We start from the raw sequence: 16,510 nt of genomic DNA, 5'->3' as shown, positions 1-16,510 counted from the left end.
CAGATCTCCTAGTTGGACTTCTCGCCCTGAGCGATGACCTCGTCGAAACGAATGTCGAACTCCGCCTTGGCGTCGAGCCTTTTTGGCAGGTCGCCTGCATCATAGATGACGTTGATCAGGCTCTGCTGATAAGGAATGAGGCTTGTCAGCGAGGGAAGGGTGGCCTTGCCCTGGCTGGCGACGATGGCGTCGCCCTGCGTCTTCGTCAGGTGCTGGCCCTTGACGTAGTAGGCATCGACCCACTCGGCCGGATGGGTGTTCTGCCATTGAGTGGCGAGGACGAAATGCGCCACGAAATCGCGGATCGCGGCCGCCTTGGCCGGATTCTTCAAGGAGTCGCCGCCCGCGTAGAGATATGAGACGCCACGGGGCAAGCGGTCGTGCTGGGAGTGGGGAATGGCGCTGGCCTGCTGGTCTTTGTAATCTGAGAGGTAGCGGGAATAATGCGGTTCGTTGAGCGAAGCCACATCCACCTGTCCCGTCCGGATCGCATCAGGGAAGTCGGCCACACGGAGCGGGATAAGCTCGACGTCGTCGCGGGTCAGTCCAGCGGCCTTGAGCGCGTTAAGGACGAATGCCTGACGACCGCTTCCTTCGGCATAGGCAATCTTCTTGCCCTTGAGCTGCTCGAGGGTGTCGATCTTCAGACCGGGCCGCACCGCAAACTCGTAGTCAGTCTCGGCGATCTTGACGGCTGCGACGATGGGGACTTCCTGACCCGCGGCCTGCGCCTGGATCGGCGGCACGTTGCCGACCGTCGCAACGTCGAGCGCATCCGCCCGGAAAGCTTCAAGAATAGCCGGGCCGCCGAGGAAGTTCGCGTACGTGGCCTTTGAGGAGAGCCTGTCCTGTTCACCCGAAGCCGTCATCAGCGTCTGGAGCTGCTCGTTCTGGTCGCCGATCACAATGACGGTTCCATTGGGCACTTCGGTAGGTAGCGCATCTGCAAAGACCTGTCCGGCGGCGATCAAAGCAAGCGAGGAGGCAGCCACGGTGAGGTTCAGTTTCTGAAAAGTTGATGCCATGGTCGTCTCCTACCGATCGTCGGTTCAAACGATAGCCGCAAGTCGCGGGAGTACGAGGAAGCCCATGCCATTAAATGCTAAGCATGTAGAATATTATGCCAGCCTTAGGATCGAGGTTGGCTGTTCCGGACGTTCGCCATCCAAACGACTTACGTTCGGTCGCAAGTTGGCAAACGTAATGGCGCTTAAGGCACGGCTTGGTCCTGTTCGCTTGAGGGTCATGCGGGCAACCAACCACCATTCTAAGTGTTCCACCAGATCGCATTGGTCACGATGGCGCGACCGGAAGGTATTGCGTTCTTCCGATCCGCACGAATATCTGTGGTACGCTGCTCGTTAACGCCAATGGGAGGGCGTCGAATGCAAGCGACGGAAACTCTGTTCGAAATCCGCCGGCTGGGCTACCGCCACTTGCCGTCCTATCGAGACATCCGACAGGAAGCTGTTATGGAATGTCCGGAGGAGTTCGGGATCGCCGCGGAACAAGAATTCGCTCGATCCGACCAATGGTATCTCAATCGTCTGTCTACCAGCTTGGTTCTCGGAGGTTTCGATCACGGCGGCTGGCTCTCGGGAGCGGTGGCATTAGATTTGCGCCAAACCACAGCCGGCAACGAAGTCGCCGTCCTCTCGGGCATGTACCTGAGGACTCACGCTCGCCGATCTGGACGATCCAGACAGCTTCTTCAGGCTGCGATCTTTCATGCATTTGAGCGATCTCCAACCATCGTGCTGGCGGTCACGTTCTCGAACCGGCGAGCTAGGCTGCTCTACGTAGCCGCAGGGTTTCGCGAATGGAAAGCGGGTCCTCCAGAGGCAGGCGGCGACATCTCTGCCGGTGAGGTCCTGATGCGGTTAGATCAGGAAGATCACTCTTCCACGAACGGGTTTTGCCCATAGAACCATAAGGTCATTATCGAAATAATTCACAGCGTCAAAAGTAATTGACAGCTTCTCTTGCGTTGAAAACACCGCCGTCATGATCATGCTGATGTCGACTGGCCGTTCAGTTAGAACTGCAAGCGTCAGATGGGGCGGATACCCTAATTCCTGCATGGAGGCGGAAGGCTCGAAGATGCTCGCTTCCTCCCATAGGTTCCTGATTCAACCGCTGTAGCGTTGCAGCATTTCACACTGATCCCATAGGGCATTCGTTGCGTCCGGTGTGGGTTGTTGTCCGACCGTATAGCAAACGGATGCCCTGGGTCGAGTGGCCGCTTCGGGCCGACAGTAGTCGTTTTGCTCCTCATCGCTGCGCAGATCACTATATCGCTCCGTCGGTATCGTGCATCTGATCTGTATTGCGGTGCATAAGCTTTAATGGTCCGTCCGCCGACAATGTGGAAGTCTCCGAGACTTGCCTAACGTCTCTCCACTTCGAGGATCATTGGCATTGCCCACGAGGCATTGGGAAATGGCCAGCGCAGCAGGGTTACTTTGTCTTCATGCCACTGCGATTCCCACTTTGCATAGAACTTTCGCGCGAAGCCATTCAGTCTAACGCTCTGACAGGCGATAGGCCCCCCGTCGAAGTTCAGCGCGACCTTCAGGTCGAGCTGCGAAGACTTCAGGAATTTGGCAAGGGTCGCGAGCGGGAAAAAGGCTTCCTTTGTGGTGCCGACTATAATCCTGCCAGCGCCGTCCTTCCCAACGAAGGTTCGGTTCGCGAGCCATTTGCTTGTTGTCGGTACATGCGTCTGCCCGTCAGTTCCAATCAACAGGGGATACGAGACCATTGCGTTGGTCGACCCGGAAATGGCGGTCTGCCAAGGCTGGTCGGCAAGTTCCTTAATATCCGCCGTGCCGTCGCTCGCCACGAATGCTCCGGCCTTGGCATCGTATGTCGTTGGCCCCATCGCGACGCCTTCACTGATGATCGGAGTGTCTGGAAGCGCGTGGAGGTCGAAGTAGCTCCCGTTGACGATGAGCACGGCATTCGGCAGTGCTTTTTCCCATTCGTCTATGCCCTTGTCGCCAGCTGGAGCATTGCGGGCGATGAACTTGAACCGGGTGGGATCGATCCGGTTGAGAAGAACGCGGTCGGCTTCCTTCCCGTCTGCAATCACGGGCATCTCGGCGACCTCGTACCCAGGTTCTACCTCCCGCCACTCGTAAGCGCCAGCGATACCGATTGGGGGATTGTCCTGAAGAGCCAAACGCATCGACGGAGAAAGCCGAGGATCGTCTTTTTCGATGGTGATCCAGTAGGTTCCGCCTCGTCTCAGGATGGTATTGAACCCGTAGGCTCCGTTTCGATCCCAGATGTATCCGATACCTACGCCAAGAAAAACGATGGCAGACGCGGCAATGGCGAGTGGCAGTTTGTACTTCAAAGGGTATTCCTCAGCGGAGACTGGATATGGCGTCTGCAGTACACTGGTGGCCGATTTATGTTTAGAAAGCGGCAGTCGCAATAGTGCGTCATTTGCTCCTTCTCCGCGAATCGGATTCATCATCGAACGTGAAACTTTCAGCATCTGGAAAAGAACGGAAACCCCATTTTCAGGATCGAATATTTCAAGCGTATCGGGGTTCGCTACCGGCTCCAGCTATCTCTGGCGACATTGCTGGGATGGCTCGTGATAATGGGGGTCGCTGGGCATTTAAGCGCGGGCAGCGAACGTTCGGTGGTCAAATTTGTCGGCCAAGGCATCGCGTGGCCAATGGTCTTCGCAGTGGTTTTCCTGGCGATAGTAATCTCCACGTTCCGGTGGTGGGACCTGGGTTTTTCTGCATTCTCGGTGAGAACGGCGCTCAAGCTGAGTTGGCTACCCATGGTCTACATGGCCGCACTTGGGGTCCTAATGGCAATAGTCGGATTGCCGCCGCTGCGAAGCGCGATTTTCATAGGCATCAACACGGTTTTTGTCGGTATGTCTGAGGAAGTGATGTTCCGGGGAATATTGTTCAGCGGGCTGCGTTCGAAGCTCAGGCTATGGCCATCCCTCTGGGTGTGTTGTGGACTTTTCGGGTTCGTTCACGTCCTGAATGCTTTAGCGACTGCGCAATGGACAGTCGCAACCCTTCAGGCAGTGGCGGCGTTTCAGACTGGCTTCATGTTGATGGCGCTTCGTTTGAGAACTGGTTCGCTTTATCCGGTCATACTTCTGCATGCCGTGTGGGATTGTTTGCTGCTGCTGGTTGCGTGCCATACCGGTGGCGGGAGCCCAAATCAGCCACTGCCAGCATACGCCTTTGTAGCTCCGCTTTTCCTGCTACCCAATTTTTTATATGCATTGTATTTGTTGCGGCCAAAGGGACTGGCCAAAAATTAATCGGTCAGTTGCACTCTCCACTCCGATATAGATGATGCCCTGAGGAATGCTGTCACGCCGGATAGCGCCAACAGCGGTCTTCCCCAATTCGCCTCTGCGATCGCTTCAAAGCCGCTCGAAGCGGAAATTGCGAATACGGCCGCCGTTCATCAGCATGCCGGTGACCCGGCCTTCTCCATCGCGGGTGAAGGTGAACCGGTCGCCGTTACCGAGAAAATGGTCCGGAGCGACGGCTGTCAGTGCTACTTCTCGGGATTTCACGGATTTAAATACCAGCCCCGCCTCCTGAACTTTCACGCTGTAGGGCATGTCGTTTTCGACCGGACGATAGGTGCCATGCTGGCTGTAATAGCCTATCAGTAGCTTCCCCTTATGCGCCACAAGGCGGGCAACGCGGCCGGCCAGTTAGGGTTCGGTGTAATAGCCGGTAAGCAGTTCCAATGCATGGACCCCTAGCCGGGATAGAGCGTGACAAGCTGTCCGTCACCAGCGGGCAGGATGATATCAAGGTCATCGACGCCGAGGCGTGGCGCGACCAGAGGTGCGGTCGCTGCGGCTCATTTCTGTTCGCGGTCGTCCGCGATGGGACATTTGCCCATATCGCCATGGGAACCCTCGTAGACGATCCGTCCATTCGGCCCACAGCCCATATCTTCGTTGGTTCGAAAGCGCCGTGGTTCACCATCACCGATGATCTGCCGCAATATGACGAGCACATTGTTGCGGAAGAAAATCCGGCTCGCGGCACGGCGCAGGCCTGTTGATCGATCAGGACAGTGGTACCGCAAAGCGGCGAGGAGTGGGTATCCAGACGAAAACCATAGCGATCTATACCGTCAACGGTGTACTTCACGTCGATGTAAAGTTCGGCAGCTTCACCCCTCAGTTTGTGGTCGCTGCTGATGATCGTGCCTTTAATGGGGAGCCAGCCAATAACTTGACGCAGCTGGCGGATTCTGTTTGCAACGCTCACAACGAAAAATAGCAACACGAAAATATAGAATACTACCGGATAGAATTCATCCCTCTCTCCTTCCGGCCGTCGACTGGGTCTTAGCAATAAATTCCTTAAAAATTGCGACGTAACCTCCCAAAAATCATCTAGGGAATATCAAGAATTGCATTTTAAGCACAGGGCTGTGCGAGCGGCCTCGATGCACGACAACAGGGGGACACTCACTCACGGGTTAAATTACGCCTGCTACAAGAAGGCGACCTTGAGAAGTTCTCCAATGAGTTCGGCAACGCCTCGGAACGTAGCGCTTCCTAGTATCAGTCCTATTAATGCACCAAGCGGGGCAAATAGGATCATTGCGACTACACCCGCTAGATGAAAACCCAGCACTCCTGCGAGCAGAAGGCCAATGCTGCTCAGAATGATCAGAGATGCTCTACGAGCTTTGCTCATCTTGTCGATAGCTGGCCATGACGTCATCCGGTCGCCCAATCTCAAGCAGTAGCAAGGCGATCATGCATACGTCCGGCCCGACCGTCAAGAAATCATGATTAGGATCGCTCCGTCCCCTTACTGCAAGCACTGTGCAAGATAAAAGTGACCACCCATGTTTGTAATGTGAAGCTCCGTATAATCGTCAGTCGCTACACTCAGGCCTGTGCCCTCAGAATATGTTCCGTACAACCGACCACTGGCATTGGGTTTCGACATTTTTCTCCGGAATTCATCGGACCAGCTTTTCGACGGCTGGGATAGTTGGTCCATCTCATCATAGATCAAAAGCCATTCGTGCCCAAAATTGCCGAAGCCCCCGCCCTCCGATGCCCAGAACCAGTGAATAAGTACAGGATGCCCAGCCAGCGCGGCGCTCTCTTCCACGTCTTGCAGGAAATTATGTTTCTCTACCTTGAATCGAAACCAGTCGCTATCAAAGCCGAAGTGAACTAAAACTATGAACGGCATCCATGCCAGGAAGGGGGCTGCGAACAACGACAACGCCCGCCTCCAATCCCATTTGATTAAAATCCAGCAAGTGCAGGCTAGCCACACTACTACGGCGAGCAAACCGGGAAAGACAACTAAAACAATCAAGATGACGTCGTCATCAATTGCTCGGCTGAGACTTATGACAACGTAGCAATACAACACGACAAGCAATGCACCAATAAAATATGATGGGTGAAAGCGATTGCTTGCCGCTTGGCGTTCAATAGGCGCTGTGTGCATTGATTGGGTACCTATCGTGCGTCCCGCCAATCGCTGGCATTAAATGGCCGGAAATGAGCATATCTCGTTTGCATGCAGGAGCGACAGAGCGCACCCTTGGCATCATCCATTGGGGGGTCGTGCCGATAGCCCGTTCTGCCCCACGGCCCAGACGAGGTTAGCTGGGGTGTCTTTGAGTTGTTTTTCATACTCGGCGGAATACTTCGCGTGCTTTTCAACATCATCAAGGTCGAGAAAAAGAGAAATGAACCTCATTGATCTTGGGTTCCCTCTGGTTTTCTAGGGTAAATGGAGAGGGGATCGCCTTTGATGCGCGTGCCTCCAAATTAGGCCTTCAGTATTGCCTTGATCGCATTATCCACCGCATAGCTTCTCTTAATCATGCAGCGCTGCGGATATGCTGGGTCCACAAGGACAACGACGGACATTCCTTTGTCTAGGCTCATCCGTTCAGTACCGTATACATTTAAGTTTTCAGCGAAATACGCTTTTCCATCAAAGACATATGAGACTTCTACTAAGGTAGTGATATCCTCGCCATTCACAATCCTTCGCGACGACACAAGAGTAGCAATAGTCTCGACCCAGCCCGTAGACAAGATTATCTCTCGGCGCCTGGCGAATACCGAGGCAACAAGCAGGCCTACGATAAACACAAACACGAGAATATTCAGGATCATCTGCTCAAAGTCCGCGCCTGTTTGTAGTTATTAATCTCTAAGCGGCGAAGTGAATATACGCAAGTTCTAGTGAAAAATGCGGTTCCTTAGGCGTTCTGATCCCCCACGCCCCGACCGAGGGCGGTGATGTCCGGTTCGGGTCGATTCAGGACATGAAGCCCAAGCCGTCAATCAGGTCGGCTCTGCCGATATGAACCAGAGCCGCCATCAACTCATCCCTCTCGTTGGGTGATGCTTGCCGAAGCTCTGCGGCTATGGCTTCCACAGTCTCAATATCATCATCCTCACTAGCGGTCGAAGGACGTCGATCCAGGTAGGAGATGGCGATTGCGAGCGCGGCTGCGATATTGTGCATATGCATCTTTCGGGAATAGACCTGGCGGTCAACAAATGCAGGAGAAATTATCATACCTTCTCGGAAGTCTTTATTTATCCGAATAAAGAAGGCATTTGTGCAGTGATCAGAGGTCCACTTCGGGCCGAGAGGAGACGTTTAGCCCCGGAGCGTGTCGTCGGCGCGGATCGCGTTAACGACCAAACGTAATCTTTGTCTGGTGTCCGCCATTTCAGCGCCAAACGCCATATGATTTGTCTCAATATCGACTAGATATTCGATGACCTCTGCGTCAGAGAACCCCTGTCGCAGAAGGTCCGCCGTTTTAAATAGGTAGTGATCATACTCGTCAGAGAACGGTTGGCATTCGGCGTCTCTCCAAGTTTGACCTGGCTGGAGTAAACCAATGGGGTCCCACAGGCTCCAGCCGATATCACGAAGTCGAGTGAGTTTCGAACTGATCGTCATAGAACCGTATCCCTCAAAAGAAGCATGAAATTCTATATTAGGCAGTAGGGCTGGTTTCAACATGTCCGCTCTGGGCCGACAGCGGTCATGGGCGGATCGCCAGTAGGAGACATTCACCGGCCACATCGACTAAAATCGACCTTCTGCACCTAGCGGATGTGCGCCTTCCAATCATGATAGAACCGGAACAGCTCCACTGCTGTTTATCGCCGTAAGTCGTCATCGTGACGGGGATCACGTCCGTCGAGAAATCCTAAGTCCCGTTTCATGTAATTGGGCATCGTGTCAAGGTCGCGCGGTCTCCAGCTCCCAAACCGGCGCCATCGCTCGAATACGGCTTCGCGGCATGACTTCCAACCCTCAATCGCCCTGATCAATAGCGCTCGCTTGAAACGACAGCTCTCCATAATACCCCTCTATGCAAGCTTTAGTCGTTTGCACTCTGGCGCTGGAAATGCTCGAATTCCAATCGAACGATTGGAACAGGGCATCAAGAGAACTTATGCATGAAGCTGTCTAAGCAATTCCCGTTGAATGCCCTGCGCGTCTTCGATGCCGTGGCGCGGATGAACAGTTTCACGAAAGCGGGTGTTGAACTGGGTATGACGCAAACAGCCGTCAGCTATCAGATCAAACTGCTTGAGGAGAATGTCGGTGAACTGTTGTTTGTGCGTCAGCCGCGAGCGATCTCACTGACCGAGGCAGGCGAACGCTTGGCCCCGAAAGTTTCCGAGGCATTCGAGTTACTTCAACAGGCCATGGTCAGTGTCCGACAGGCAGCGGCGGAGACGCTGACTATCCATTCGACAGCGACCTTTGGGCAACAGTGGTTGTCCAGGCACATCGGTGCGTTTCAGCTACTCCATCCACATATCGCTGTTCGACCTGTCACAACCTCTATCCTTGCCGATTTCAACCGAGACTCCGCAGATGTGGCGATCCGGTGGGGAACAGGTGATTGGCCAGGACTTACGTGTCATAAGATAATGGCGATGGAGTTCACCCCGATGCTTAGCCGCGACGCGGCCGCTCGCGTCGGCGGAATTCATGCACCAATCGATCTTCTGAAGCTGCCGATCATCAGCGCCGGAGATGTTTGGTGGAAACAGTGGTTTGAAGCCGCTGGCGTCCACGATCCCGGGCTCGAACGCTATCCCAAGAACGAGTTTGGAACCCAGGTTCTGGAAGCAGGTCTCGCCATGACCGGGGAAGGCGTGGCTATGCTCAATCCTGCTCATTTCGAAGATGACGTCGCGGCGGGACGACTTTACCAGCCCTTTGCGTTGACCTGCATCGACGCACCGACTATTGGCTCGCGTATCCCGAGGGGCGACGGAACATTTCAAAGATTAAGGTCTTCCGAAGGTGGTTGCTGGAAAAATTCGATGTCGCCGCAGCCTGATGGCGCAGCCCCGTTGAGTTACTTTCGTTTTCGAGGGCTGTGCTTCCAAGCCGTGCAATGGCCGCTTTGGGCCGATAGCGGTCACGTAGTAGCCGGTCTCCACAATTGCCCGAGCGCCAAATTTACTTCGTGTAGCGGGAGGCATCGCAGGGGTAACTCGTATGGAAGACGTCTGGACAACTCTTGCGTCAAAAACGTTGGTGAAAGATCGATGGATTGACCTTCGCGCCGATCAATGTCGCACGCCGAGCGGGCAGGAAATCAGCCCATACTACGTGTTGACCTATTCAGACTGGATAAACGTCGTGGCCATAACGAGCGATGAGCACGTACTGCTGACGAAGCAATATAGACATGCGGCGGGTAGGGTGTTTTGGGAAATTCCGGGTGGTGGTATTGACGCCAATGACCCTGACCCATGCGCCGCCGCCGGTCGAGAACTTGAGGAAGAAACAGGCTATCGGGCAGGAAAGATTGAACTCATAGCAACCTTTTTCCCCAATCCAGCCTCTCACACCAACCGCCTACACACGTTCCTCGCGACTGAAGTGGAACCCGTCGGAACACAACTGCTCGACGCTGGTGAAGACGGTCTAACAGTTCACCGCATGCCGGTTGGAGAATTGATCAAAAAACTCCACCACGGCTTTCTAGAGCAAGCGCTCCATACCTCGTCTGTCCTCACTGCCTTGCTGGTCTCTGGACGCATTGGAGAAATTGCGCCCTGATCAAAGACCAAGTGGAGTTGGTCGAGACTTGACCGCGAATGATCCCGGGGCCTATGGCTCCGGAAACGCGGCCAGCGAAGGAGTGGGTTTAAGGTCTAGCGGCCACGGCCGCTTCGCTGGGACATGATTTAGACGTCGCTTCGTCAGGCTGGCAACTGGAGACGAAATGTTCGGTTGATGGTCGGTCACCAACCTCGCCCAATGCGTTCTCGGAAACAAAAAAGGCCGGGGCAAAATTGCACCGACCTTCCTCATCATCGTCTACTCGTCCTGCCAGTACATCCGTGGTCAGAAGTTGAAAGCGACAGCGGCTTCACGAACGCCGAAATCATTTCAGCGCTCCTAGCGAGCCGACATTCTTCAATTAGTTAGTCATTGTGTTCTAATTAGGGGTGCTAAAGCGCACCGCCCGTTACTGGATTTACGATTGGGCGCTCGCTCTCGTCTTTGGAGCCCGCTGGCTGCACAGTCGGCGGAGCCATAGACTCTTCATCCGCAAACTTCTCGTCATTCGCTCTCGGAGAAACATCGTTGGGCCGCTTTTGCTCGGGGGAGGCGTTCTGATCATTGGTCGACATGTCGGTCTCCTTTTAAAGAGAAACAGGTCTCAGCGTCCAAAGTTCCGGTATCTCGGTAGATAAGTGAAGGTGGACCGACCCGCTGTCGTTCCTCTAACCGGCTCGGCCTTGAGCGGCAAGCCTCGGTAAGTTCATAAGGCAAGGAGATTGACAGTCGCTTTGCATGGTCTCAATCTTCTAACGGCCATAATGGCGAAGTGCTGACTTCGGTTCGACCAACTGTCCGGTCTTGCTTGCAGGACGTGGGGCGCAGATATACGTATAGGGCCGGACTGAGCGCTGCTCGGCAACGCAACGGAGTGAACCGACCATGGTCGATGCCATCAGACCGATTACCGGTTCATCAGCAACGTCGCCCACCCAGGTTGGCCGCAGTCTTTCGATAACATCGGAACCTGACAACAAGTGGGTCGCCACACGTCAGTCGATCATCGATTCAGATCAAGTCGCACTGAAGCAGGCGAACGCGGAACTTCAGGCAGATATGGCCCGATACTCAGGTGTGGCCGATGATGAAATGGAGGTTTCTCCCGATCATCATTCCCATGGTGGAAGCGATACCGAACGTGAAGGGCTTGGAGTCGCTGACAAGGATGAGAAAGAAAAGCTTTCAGGGGAAAGCGATCTGATCGGAACTGTCGATTTCGACGATGATACCCCCTTCGGGCATCGCACAGCCATCGTTTAGGTCGCTCATGGCCATTTCTTTTCAGGCGCTCACTGGCTTAGTCACCGGAAGGATGGGGACCGATAATGAACGTGATCAGAGCCGCCTCTACGACCCCATTTTGTCTTTATCCAACGAGCTTTAGAAGCTTGGGTCTCTCTCGAACACGTCGTGGTTCTGCGCTGATCGAAATCCTCCTTTCTTTGTAGCCTTCCTACGGAAACTAACCCGAAAAGCTATTGCCAGCAGAACAATCCCACATCCAACTCCTAAAAGTACAGCAGCGAATGTTGGCACGACATTACTCTTTTCAGTTGGAGATGACAGATGCTTGGACGTCAGCAAGTAATTTGTCCGACGAGGCATCACCGCGCCGCCGAAAGCTTCTATCATCCTAAGTAGACGACTGCTCTAAAACGGCGTCGTCACGTTCTCCACTGAGGTGGGTTTGAAGCGACGACTGAAAACGCGAAACGTCCCCGTAAGTTACAGAAAAATCTGCGCTAACAGTATTCCGCTCTTGTTCAGTCGGCATGGTTTCCCGCACTGGTGTAGCCAAGAGGACCTTCACACTCAGCAATCCTCTCGGGCCAATCGGAACGATTTGGAGGCTGAGATGTGCCTGATCAATCGAGTCATCCTCGAAGAAGCCACCCATCAATAACGGTCGGGCGTTGCCTTGGCCTATTGGATATGCCCCAAGGGACATCTCGAATTTACGAAGTTCGGCAAGGCTAAACCATGCAGCGCTTTTTCCGGCAAAGTCTCCGCTTTGCACGACGGCGGTTAATTCACCATGATGATCGTCGTCTGGTTTGTATCGCAATGTGATTTTCTTCAAGGCACCCCCAAAAACGGTCCATGACCTCAACGATAGGCTTTTTACCATAAATAGCGAGCCCAGTATCTATGGCCGCTTCGGGCCGGTAGCGGACTTTAAAAGATCCCATGGGCTTGTCGTGACCGGTTTGGTCGAACCATGGGCCGACGCACTTCGCCAGCCATCTATCGCGGCATGTCTCTTACCGTCGCCGCAACGCGGCTCGAATTTCGGTCCGCTGCCGGCAGGGACGACACATCAGGTGTCCGGGCCGGCAGCTAAGGCAGGCTGCTGGCCGTAAGCGCGCAGAATGGCCAGGATGAGCCCCGGGAAACGGCCGTCCACTTCCTGACAGCGCGAATGATTGCTCATTTCGATGCCACGGCGCTCGGAGCGGATCAGGCCGGCCTCGCGCAGGACTTTGAAATGCTGGGAGAGCGACGACTTCGGAATGACGCGCTCACCAAGGCAGGCGAGCGCCGTACACGTTCCGCTGGAGCCGACGCCGGCGATCTGCGCAAAGATCGCGGCCCGTTCCGGATCGGAAAGCGCGTACAGGATGGCCTCAGGCCGGATGTCGTCTATAGCGGGGTGCACGAGCGGTCTCATAAACTTTATATAGGGGCACTTGAAAAGCAGATCAACAGTTCCGAAAGTCTGAACTACGGAACAGGCCGGAGAGAGCGATGGCGTCCGTGTCGAAAGGAACGATCATGTCTAAACTTACGGGAAAAGTGGCTCTGGTGACCGGTGCGTCCAAGGGGATCGGTGCGGCAATTGCCAAGGCATTCGCTGCCGAGGGCGCACAGGTCGTCGTCAACTACGCCTCGAGCCGGGAGGGCGCTGACGCCGTTGTTAATGCCATCGCTGCTGCCGGCGGCAAGGCCATTGCGGTACAGGGTGACGTGACGAAAGCCGATCAGGCAAAGGGGCTCGTCGACGCCGCCATCGAGGCGTTCGGTCGTCTCGACGTGCTGGTCAATAACTCGGGCGTCTATGAGTTCGGCGCGATCGAGGACATCACCGAGGCGCATTATCGTCGCATGTTCGACGTGAACGTTCTCGGCGTCCTGCTGACGACGCAGGCAGCGGTCAAGCACATCGGCGAAGGCGGCAGCATCATCAACATCTCGTCTGCGGTGACGAGCCTTGCTCCGCCGACCTCCGCCGTCTATTCGGGCACCAAGGGCGCCGTCGATGTCATCACCAGCGTCCTTGCCAACGAGCTGGGTCCGCGCAAGATCCGGGTCAACGCCATCCTGCCCGGCATCGTCGAAACCGAGGGCACGCATACGGCCGGCTTCGTCGGATCCGATTTCGAGGTTACCGCCGTCGCCCAGACCCCGCTCGGCCGCACCGGCCAGCCGGACGATATCGCCGATGTCGCGGTCTTCCTCGCTTCGAACGACGCGCGCTGGCTGACGGGCGAACGACTGACCGCGAGCGGCGGCTTTCGCTGACCTTTGATCACCCGCCCGGCCGATTGCCCTGCAGCGTCCCACGACGCTTGCTCGGAATCGGCCGGGCGTTCAGTGTCGGGGCCGGCTTGGCCCGCGCCTTCCCCCTCCTTTCGGGGGAGTATCCCACATGCAGGGTGACACGCATTCATCTAACCATTTGTTCCGCATCGCATAATGAAAGCAATTTCTTTCCGAGTAGAGACACCGGCCCCTCTCCGAGATCGGCAGGCAGGTCGATTGCTGGCTGTCCCGAAACGTTAAGTCTCTCCGTCGACGGCGTGAGCTGCACTCCTTAATCTCCGAGGGTAATCCCGGCTTGCCTCAACCAAGCGTCCGAATTCTCTGATTTCTCTTGTCCATTGTCTGCGCAAACTAACGGATACAGCGCGCGTTGCGGGGGCCACTCGACCTTGCCCTGCTTCGGTCCCGCGAAATCACAGAACACGGGACTGGTGCTAACGAACTCAGCCGGAAAGTTGTGGATGACTTCCTTCACACATGACAGCCGCTGATCGCTGTGTCCGGGGCACAATAACCAAACAAAGCCAGCAAGCACGATGTCATTGCGGTACCGAAATGACCCATCACTGTCGCGGCGTCTGTCGGCGAGCTCCATCTCTGTGCCTCGTGACACATATAGACTCAAGAAAGCTGCACGAGCGTCCTCCGCCTTCTCGACGCTACCACTTCCAACGATGCCTACGATGGCGCGCATAGTCGAACTGGGGCAGGAATCCGGTGGGCTCGACGATCTTCCATTTCTAAGCCCGCTGAAATAAACCAGCCAAGGCTTCACTTCATTTATGTCTTCCAGAGCAAAGGTCTGACGTTCACAGAGCGCTTTAGCCGCATCAAAATTCTCGGAGGTCGTTAAATTTTGCCCATTTGCCTCGGTCGATATCGTTAGTATCAATAGACCTAATACCGCGCATAAGGACTTTAATTGATGAGGTAGTTTAGACATATTTTATCACCTTTCGGCGTAATAGTGGTTCCCTTGATGGAGATCTCTCGACCTGAATTGCCGTTTGAATTTGCGGCCCTGAGTCATCGTGTCGCAGCTATTCGATTGTCTCGGGCGTCCTCGCCTTGACCGCATGAACCCGCCGCCAATCGAGGCCATCAAACAAGGCTTCGAACTGGGCGTGGGTCATCGTCATCAGGCCATCCTTGATGCCGCGCCAGGTAAAGGTTGCTCTTCCAGCCTCTTGTACCTTATCCCAGAATGCAGCCACGACCAGCGCAGATCAGCAGCTAGTGCTGGTTACGCATCAGTTTCATCCTCTTTTCGGACGGCAGCTGCGCTGCGTTGGCAAGCGAAGTAACTTGCAAGGCGACCGGCTGCTGCTGCAGACCGACGATGGCGCCATATGGCCGCGTCCCCCTCAATGGACTGATCTTGTGAGCATCGATCCAGAAGTTGTCGTGAGCAACGGGCGTGCGCTCTTGCTCGTTTCGAACTTGATGGATCTAGCGACCATGGTGGAACACCTTTGCGGCAGGCTGGCAACGCGGCCGCGCGCGGAGTGTAAGGATAATTATGCCGCACATGTAAAGGGGATTATGCCGCTTGGGGATCTAAAATGAGCAATTATAGCTGTTTTATCGGCCTAAATCCGCGTTACAAGTGTGATCCAATCCTTGATATAATCGAGATATGCGGTATAAATACAATTACATTCATACTCGATCTCATATCCGGAGCCTGCAATGCTCGCGAAGTACGGCGGCAAGCGATCAAAGATGGATGAGCTCATCGACGAGGGCACCTTCAATCCAAATTCCGAGAAGGTGCGCGATCCAAAGTTTCGCGGCAGCGAGTTTTTCGATCCGCACGACGCGGTCCAGGTCAAATACGAGATGCTGCGACGCGTCTCCGTCGACAACGTCTCGGTAACAGACGCTTCCGACGAGTATGGGGTTTCCAGACCGACTTACTATCAGGCCAAGTCAAACTTCGACGCGACGGGGATCGCCGGACTGGTGCCGGCAAAGCCGGGACCCCGTGGACCCCACAAGGTCGACGACGAAGTCCTGGCATTTCTGCAGGCGAAACTGGTCCCGGGCGAACCCGTTCATGCCCGCGATCTCGCCAAGCTGGTTCGCACCGAATTCGATATCGCACTACATCCCCGGACGATCGAGCGGGTGTTAAAAAAAACGATCCGCTAGACGTTACCGTGGGACCGGCGTGTTCATTGCCCGACATCGCGGACCAGTACGAGGTACTGCGCGGCGCAGCTCTCGGTGAAGCTCTGCCGCTCAAGGCTCGTAGCGGGCTCATGCTTTTTCTGCGCCGCGGCATGTGGGGATGGGCCCGCACACTGACTACAGCGGCAAGCCCAGACCAGAGGCAGTTTTACCTATCATCGGCCACCCGACCGGCGCACGGCGAACTCAGCGCCGTCGTTCATGTCCTGGCGACCATCGCCATGAGCATCCATCAACGGAGAGCACCATGAATGTACACCTCAAAGTCCAGCCCCATCACCGTGAACGCAGCGCATACCTCTACGTCCGCCAATCTTCGATGCGGCAAGTCATCGACAATACCGAGAGCGCCATGCGGCAATATGCGCTTCGCGGGCGCGCTATCGCCCTTGGTTGGCGCGATGAGCTCGTCCATTTGCTGGAGGTACTGGGCCGGCTAACTCTCGATCTCGATACGATCGCCATTTACAAGCTCGTTGTTACGGAGGCCGACCGCTTTCCGGAGGTCGCAGACGCTTTCTACAAACGGGCGATTCTGGGTACTTCCAAGGTCGTCGAGGGGTGGCTGCAATCTCGCTGCCGGACGGGAGAAATCGCTATCGCCGACATCTCCCTGGCGGGCGGCGCTCCGTGAAGTGATGGTGTTCGAGCCTCAACGCGGTGTGATGCTCAATCAGAAA

Annotated in this window: 20 protein-coding genes and 1 pseudogene; 10 read left to right on the top strand and 11 right to left on the bottom strand. The window is 55.3% G+C overall.

The window, feature by feature from the left end; all coding sequences use genetic code 11:
* Positions 1–8: 8 nt before the first annotated feature.
* Positions 9–1,025, bottom strand: coding sequence for an ABC transporter substrate-binding protein (locus EQW76_RS16530; protein WP_142831857.1), 1,017 nt, complete (start codon positions 1,023–1,025; stop codon positions 9–11).
* A 360-nt stretch (positions 1,026–1,385) separates the two neighbouring features.
* Between EQW76_RS16530 and EQW76_RS16525 the strand changes: the two genes are divergently transcribed.
* Positions 1,386–1,925: a GNAT family N-acetyltransferase gene (locus tag EQW76_RS16525; protein ID WP_161991007.1), complete on the top strand. Its 540-nt coding sequence runs from the start codon at positions 1,386–1,388 to the stop codon at positions 1,923–1,925.
* Positions 1,926–2,386: 461 nt separating this feature from the next.
* Here EQW76_RS16525 and EQW76_RS16520 read toward each other — a convergent pair whose 3' ends face one another.
* Positions 2,387–3,502: a phosphodiester glycosidase family protein gene (locus EQW76_RS16520; RefSeq protein WP_244615522.1), complete on the bottom strand. Its 1,116-nt coding sequence runs from the start codon at positions 3,500–3,502 to the stop codon at positions 2,387–2,389.
* A gap of 150 nt (positions 3,503–3,652) precedes the next feature.
* Here EQW76_RS16520 and EQW76_RS16515 point away from each other — a divergent pair, with 150 nt between their 5' ends.
* Complete coding sequence (locus EQW76_RS16515) at positions 3,653–4,300, top strand: CPBP family intramembrane glutamic endopeptidase (protein WP_161991006.1); 648 nt, start codon at positions 3,653–3,655, stop codon at positions 4,298–4,300.
* 105 nt (positions 4,301–4,405) lie between these two features.
* On the opposite strand, the gene EQW76_RS16510 is transcribed toward EQW76_RS16515, so the two are convergent.
* Positions 4,406–4,609, bottom strand: a complete 204-nt coding sequence (locus EQW76_RS16510) for a hypothetical protein (protein WP_142831851.1) — start codon at positions 4,607–4,609, stop codon at positions 4,406–4,408.
* A 131-nt stretch (positions 4,610–4,740) separates the two neighbouring features.
* Here EQW76_RS16510 and EQW76_RS16505 point away from each other — a divergent pair, with 131 nt between their 5' ends.
* Positions 4,741–5,064: a GFA family protein gene (locus EQW76_RS16505; RefSeq protein WP_143122980.1), complete on the top strand. Its 324-nt coding sequence runs from the start codon at positions 4,741–4,743 to the stop codon at positions 5,062–5,064.
* The gene (locus EQW76_RS16500; protein WP_142831845.1) at positions 5,061–5,285 is read left to right on the top strand and encodes a hypothetical protein; all 225 of its coding nucleotides are present in this window, start codon (positions 5,061–5,063) and stop codon (positions 5,283–5,285) included. Before EQW76_RS16505 ends, EQW76_RS16500 begins: the two co-directional genes overlap by 4 nt.
* A gap of 540 nt (positions 5,286–5,825) precedes the next feature.
* Here the strand turns inward: EQW76_RS16500 and EQW76_RS16490 are convergent.
* The 4 genes from EQW76_RS16490 to EQW76_RS16475 all read right to left on the bottom strand — a co-directional run bounded on the left by EQW76_RS16490 (position 5,826) and on the right by EQW76_RS16475 (position 7,964).
* On the bottom strand, positions 5,826–6,482 hold the full coding sequence (locus EQW76_RS16490; RefSeq protein ID WP_142831841.1) for a hypothetical protein: 657 nt from the start codon (positions 6,480–6,482) through the stop codon (positions 5,826–5,828).
* 326 nt (positions 6,483–6,808) lie between these two features.
* The gene (locus EQW76_RS16485; protein ID WP_142831839.1) at positions 6,809–7,162 is read right to left on the bottom strand and encodes a DUF3592 domain-containing protein; all 354 of its coding nucleotides are present in this window, start codon (positions 7,160–7,162) and stop codon (positions 6,809–6,811) included.
* Positions 7,163–7,307: 145 nt separating this feature from the next.
* Entirely contained in the window at positions 7,308–7,571 is a 264-nt protein-coding gene (locus EQW76_RS16480) for a hypothetical protein (RefSeq protein ID WP_142831838.1), read from the bottom strand.
* An 84-nt stretch (positions 7,572–7,655) separates the two neighbouring features.
* Positions 7,656–7,964 carry a hypothetical protein gene (locus EQW76_RS16475; protein WP_142831837.1) on the bottom strand — a complete coding sequence of 103 codons (309 nt, stop codon included), beginning with the start codon at positions 7,962–7,964 and terminating at the stop codon, positions 7,656–7,658.
* A gap of 506 nt (positions 7,965–8,470) precedes the next feature.
* Between EQW76_RS16475 and EQW76_RS16470 the strand changes: the two are divergent.
* Both EQW76_RS16470 and EQW76_RS16465 read left to right on the top strand, forming a co-directional pair.
* Positions 8,471–9,366 (top strand): annotated as a pseudogene (locus EQW76_RS16470) (LysR substrate-binding domain-containing protein).
* Between the two features lie 161 nt (positions 9,367–9,527).
* Positions 9,528–10,094 carry an NUDIX hydrolase gene (locus tag EQW76_RS16465; RefSeq protein ID WP_142831836.1) on the top strand — a complete coding sequence of 189 codons (567 nt, stop codon included), beginning with the start codon at positions 9,528–9,530 and terminating at the stop codon, positions 10,092–10,094.
* Between the two features lie 395 nt (positions 10,095–10,489).
* Here EQW76_RS16465 and EQW76_RS16460 read toward each other — a convergent pair whose 3' ends face one another.
* Positions 10,490–10,672: a hypothetical protein gene (locus EQW76_RS16460; protein WP_142831835.1), complete on the bottom strand. Its 183-nt coding sequence runs from the start codon at positions 10,670–10,672 to the stop codon at positions 10,490–10,492.
* Positions 10,673–10,982: 310 nt separating this feature from the next.
* On the opposite strand from EQW76_RS16460, the gene EQW76_RS16455 reads away from it, so the two are divergent.
* A complete protein-coding gene (locus EQW76_RS16455) occupies positions 10,983–11,360 on the top strand; it encodes a hypothetical protein (RefSeq protein ID WP_142831834.1) in 378 nt (125 codons plus the stop codon).
* A 373-nt stretch (positions 11,361–11,733) separates the two neighbouring features.
* Here EQW76_RS16455 and EQW76_RS16450 read toward each other — a convergent pair whose 3' ends face one another.
* Together EQW76_RS16450 and EQW76_RS16445 are read right to left on the bottom strand one after the other, a co-directional pair.
* On the bottom strand, positions 11,734–12,180 hold the full coding sequence (locus EQW76_RS16450; protein ID WP_142831833.1) for a hypothetical protein: 447 nt from the start codon (positions 12,178–12,180) through the stop codon (positions 11,734–11,736).
* Between the two features lie 237 nt (positions 12,181–12,417).
* Positions 12,418–12,768: a helix-turn-helix domain-containing protein gene (locus EQW76_RS16445; RefSeq protein WP_142831832.1), complete on the bottom strand. Its 351-nt coding sequence runs from the start codon at positions 12,766–12,768 to the stop codon at positions 12,418–12,420.
* Between the two features lie 104 nt (positions 12,769–12,872).
* On the opposite strand from EQW76_RS16445, the gene EQW76_RS16440 reads away from it, so the two are divergent.
* Complete coding sequence (locus EQW76_RS16440) at positions 12,873–13,619, top strand: glucose 1-dehydrogenase (protein WP_142831831.1); 747 nt, start codon at positions 12,873–12,875, stop codon at positions 13,617–13,619.
* Between the two features lie 292 nt (positions 13,620–13,911).
* Here EQW76_RS16440 and EQW76_RS16435 read toward each other — a convergent pair whose 3' ends face one another.
* Positions 13,912–14,583: a hypothetical protein gene (locus tag EQW76_RS16435; RefSeq protein ID WP_142831830.1), complete on the bottom strand. Its 672-nt coding sequence runs from the start codon at positions 14,581–14,583 to the stop codon at positions 13,912–13,914.
* Positions 14,584–15,329: 746 nt separating this feature from the next.
* Here EQW76_RS16435 and EQW76_RS16425 point away from each other — a divergent pair.
* Together EQW76_RS16425 and EQW76_RS16420 are read left to right on the top strand one after the other, a co-directional pair.
* A complete protein-coding gene (locus EQW76_RS16425) occupies positions 15,330–15,791 on the top strand; it encodes a helix-turn-helix domain-containing protein (RefSeq protein WP_142831828.1) in 462 nt (153 codons plus the stop codon).
* A 286-nt stretch (positions 15,792–16,077) separates the two neighbouring features.
* Complete coding sequence (locus tag EQW76_RS16420; protein ID WP_142831827.1) at positions 16,078–16,464, top strand: TetR/AcrR family transcriptional regulator C-terminal domain-containing protein; 387 nt, start codon at positions 16,078–16,080, stop codon at positions 16,462–16,464.
* Positions 16,465–16,510: the final 46 nt, after the last annotated feature.

This window comes from Rhizobium sp. rho-13.1 (genome assembly GCF_007000305.1).
Lineage (GTDB): Bacteria > Pseudomonadota > Alphaproteobacteria > Rhizobiales > Rhizobiaceae > Rhizobium > Rhizobium rhododendri.
Note: the sequence above shows the minus strand (reverse complement) of the source record. Positions and strands in the feature narration are given on the sequence as shown.

Excerpts from the sequence above, each read along its gene's own strand:
- EQW76_RS16530 (WP_142831857.1), bottom strand. The coding sequence starts at position 1,025 with ATGGCATCAACTTTTCAGAAACTGAACCTCACCGTGGCTGCCTCCTCG.
- EQW76_RS16525 (WP_161991007.1), top strand. The coding sequence starts at position 1,386 with ATGCAAGCGACGGAAACTCTGTTCGAAATCCGCCGGCTGGGCTACCGC.
- EQW76_RS16520 (WP_244615522.1), bottom strand. The coding sequence starts at position 3,502 with ATGCTGAAAGTTTCACGTTCGATGATGAATCCGATTCGCGGAGAAGGA.
- EQW76_RS16510 (WP_142831851.1), bottom strand. The coding sequence starts at position 4,609 with ATGCCCTACAGCGTGAAAGTTCAGGAGGCGGGGCTGGTATTTAAATCC.
- EQW76_RS16505 (WP_143122980.1), top strand. The coding sequence starts at position 4,741 with ATGCATGGACCCCTAGCCGGGATAGAGCGTGACAAGCTGTCCGTCACC.
- EQW76_RS16490 (WP_142831841.1), bottom strand. The coding sequence starts at position 6,482 with ATGCACACAGCGCCTATTGAACGCCAAGCGGCAAGCAATCGCTTTCAC.
- EQW76_RS16485 (WP_142831839.1), bottom strand. The coding sequence starts at position 7,162 with ATGATCCTGAATATTCTCGTGTTTGTGTTTATCGTAGGCCTGCTTGTT.
- EQW76_RS16480 (WP_142831838.1), bottom strand. The coding sequence starts at position 7,571 with ATGATAATTTCTCCTGCATTTGTTGACCGCCAGGTCTATTCCCGAAAG.
- EQW76_RS16475 (WP_142831837.1), bottom strand. The coding sequence starts at position 7,964 with ATGACGATCAGTTCGAAACTCACTCGACTTCGTGATATCGGCTGGAGC.
- EQW76_RS16465 (WP_142831836.1), top strand. The coding sequence starts at position 9,528 with ATGGAAGACGTCTGGACAACTCTTGCGTCAAAAACGTTGGTGAAAGAT.
- EQW76_RS16460 (WP_142831835.1), bottom strand. The coding sequence starts at position 10,672 with ATGTCGACCAATGATCAGAACGCCTCCCCCGAGCAAAAGCGGCCCAAC.
- EQW76_RS16455 (WP_142831834.1), top strand. The coding sequence starts at position 10,983 with ATGGTCGATGCCATCAGACCGATTACCGGTTCATCAGCAACGTCGCCC.
- EQW76_RS16445 (WP_142831832.1), bottom strand. The coding sequence starts at position 12,768 with ATGAGACCGCTCGTGCACCCCGCTATAGACGACATCCGGCCTGAGGCC.
- EQW76_RS16440 (WP_142831831.1), top strand. The coding sequence starts at position 12,873 with ATGTCTAAACTTACGGGAAAAGTGGCTCTGGTGACCGGTGCGTCCAAG.
- EQW76_RS16435 (WP_142831830.1), bottom strand. The coding sequence starts at position 14,583 with ATGTCTAAACTACCTCATCAATTAAAGTCCTTATGCGCGGTATTAGGT.
- EQW76_RS16425 (WP_142831828.1), top strand. The coding sequence starts at position 15,330 with ATGCTCGCGAAGTACGGCGGCAAGCGATCAAAGATGGATGAGCTCATC.
- EQW76_RS16420 (WP_142831827.1), top strand. The coding sequence starts at position 16,078 with ATGAATGTACACCTCAAAGTCCAGCCCCATCACCGTGAACGCAGCGCA.